Below are 1,494 nucleotides of genomic sequence, written 5' to 3' on the forward strand. Positions count from 1 at the left end.
AGCAGGAGCAAAGACTGATTCTGGATGAATTTAGCCATGTTCAGCGCTGTTTTCTGTTGTTTCGTCATAAGGAACCTCAGAGCATCAGTGCTCAGTGTAAAACCGGTAAGGGGTCGGATGTACGAATGGTTCAGAGAACGGATCTGAGGTAATCCTGTAGTTATTTTGTAGTTTATATGTAGTCATCGCACTAAAAATCAGGATTAAGTCATCAGCTTTTGTAGTCTTCCTGTAGTCCGGAAAAATAATCCGTTCATGCAAGCATGAACGAAGCAGTTAAAGACGCTTTTTCGTCACCGATGCACCTTAACCTGCGCAGTTAACCCAGCCAGAATGATAATTTTTTGCCCCTTAAATGATCATACACCTAACGCAGCCGCGATTTTCATCGCAACTGCATGAATTAAATGGTAAAAATGGAAATATTCGTTTATTTGTGTAATACGCAAGGTATTACAATCACATGTAACTACATGAAAATAAATAAATAAGATGTAATACCTGCGTATTACCACGTACGCGGGCAAGCGAAAAAAGTTATAACGCTTCCTGGCCGACAGGCGGCCCAGAATCCACAGGGGCATGAAGGTTCTCTTCAGTAACCTTCGCCATTAAATCAAAAAGGTCATATTCGCCGGGAAGCTGCGTATCAGTCGAATCCCGTGGATCATCATATTCAGATGGCATGTGATAATATCCAGTAGCTGAGAGGTTGTTAGCGGTTTTAGGGGTGCAACCCTGAACCCGTCACGTAGCACTAGCGGAGTGTATACTGGCTTGCTTGCTTGCTTGACATGTTGCCATGAGCGAAAGGTCAGGTGAAGTGCGCCAATATGCATGACCAGAGTGTCCGGTGAACCATGCCAAGGCAGTGGCTCTTCCGCTTCCTCGCTCACTGACTCGCTACGCTCGGTCGTTCGGCTGCGGCGAGCGGTGAGGGTGTCTTTGTGGGGATGTTTTTGATTCTCTGGCTTTAAATGTACAAAAGCCCCGTGACAGAATCACAGGGCTTCGGTACTCTAATTCTTCGCAGATGCCTGCCAGGAATAGACGTCAGAAATCAAATCCTAGCAGGGCTGGCTAGCATTGTCACTACCAGCTTAATACCATTCAACGACATTAAAATAATATCTGCACCTTAGACACTCAGGTCTACGCCCCGGACTCCGGCAGGATAAACAGGCAATTGGTGGATATGTAACTTAACCGCAAAAGAGTTAAGCTCTACCCCGTCTCGCTGTACGATAACAAGCACCTGATAAAACGAGGGTCTAAGAAAGTAGTAAGCGGAGTAGTGTGATTGAAAGCGTCGGACACTACACCCACACAATCGAACCTTTTGCAGGGTGAGACACACAAGAAACGAGCTGGACGAAGGTCGCTACGCTCCCCGTGATTTTTATATACCCACCACGGGGGCATTAGGTTTTTTTTGACAAAAAAAGGATGTATCCATGAGTGATTTGCAGAATAAACTCGTATTTAGTGAAAGCC

Annotated in this window: 1 protein-coding gene; it reads right to left on the bottom strand. The window is 45.5% G+C overall.

All coding sequences use genetic code 11. From position 1 onward, the window contains the following. Positions 1 to 68: Rop family plasmid primer RNA-binding protein (locus tag ACFQH9_RS32060; RefSeq protein ID WP_117060328.1), on the bottom strand; the 68-nt coding region annotated here is incomplete at its 3' end. Positions 69 to 1,494: the final 1,426 nt, after the last annotated feature.

It is taken from the genome of Pseudonocardia lutea (assembly GCF_042658055.1).
Lineage (GTDB): Bacteria > Actinomycetota > Actinomycetes > Mycobacteriales > Pseudonocardiaceae > Pseudonocardia > Pseudonocardia lutea.